Here is a 672-nt window from a genome sequence, read left to right as displayed (position 1 = left end):
TAAATGAAAAGTCTAATCCCCCAGCTATGCTGGGGCGAATAGTGTAAGTGGAAACGGTGAGGATTTCAATAAAAAACCTCCTATGTTATATTGAGAATGGTGTCGCAAGCCAAACTCAAACATAGGAGGTGGTCCAAATGGACAATAGAAGCATATCACATACCAGATGGAAATGCCAATATCATATCGTATTTATCCCGAAATATCGTAAAAAAGTATTATATGGAAAAGTTCGGGAAGATGTAAGAGAAATAATTAGTACACTATGTAGATATAAGGATGTTGAGATTATTGCAGGAGCAGTATGTATAGATCATGTACATCTAAGTGTAGCAATCCCACCGAAGTTGAGTGTATCAAATTTCATGGGATACTTAAAAGGTAAAAGTACGCTAATGATTTATGACAGACATCCAGAACTGCAAAGTAAATGGGATAAAGCCTTTTGGGCAAGAGGATATTATGTTGAGACAATTGGTAATATCACGGATGAGGCAGTTCAGAAATATATAAAAGAGCAAGCAGAAGAATCAAGAAAAGAAGATTCAAGAAGTACCGCTTTATAGCGGACCAGTAAACGTGCTTGCGACACCGCCCTTCGGGGCGAGCAGTAATAAAGCCCTTTTGAGGGCTAATATCAAACCACCAGTTGAACTGGTGGTTGCTGACTTA

General features: G+C 38.5%; 1 protein-coding gene. It reads left to right on the top strand.

Features of this window, described 5'->3' with window-relative positions; all coding sequences use genetic code 11:
- Positions 1 to 137 precede the first annotated feature (137 nt).
- Positions 138 to 566 (top strand): IS200/IS605 family transposase, encoded by a 429-nt coding sequence (gene tnpA, locus WBS51_RS15170; RefSeq protein ID WP_330026899.1) that lies wholly within the window; start codon positions 138 to 140, stop codon positions 564 to 566.
- Positions 567 to 672 lie beyond the last annotated feature (106 nt).

It is taken from the genome of Blautia acetica (assembly GCF_038739805.1).
Classification (GTDB): Bacteria; Bacillota; Clostridia; order Lachnospirales; family Lachnospiraceae; genus Blautia.
Note: the sequence above shows the minus strand (reverse complement) of the source record. Positions and strands in the feature narration are given on the sequence as shown.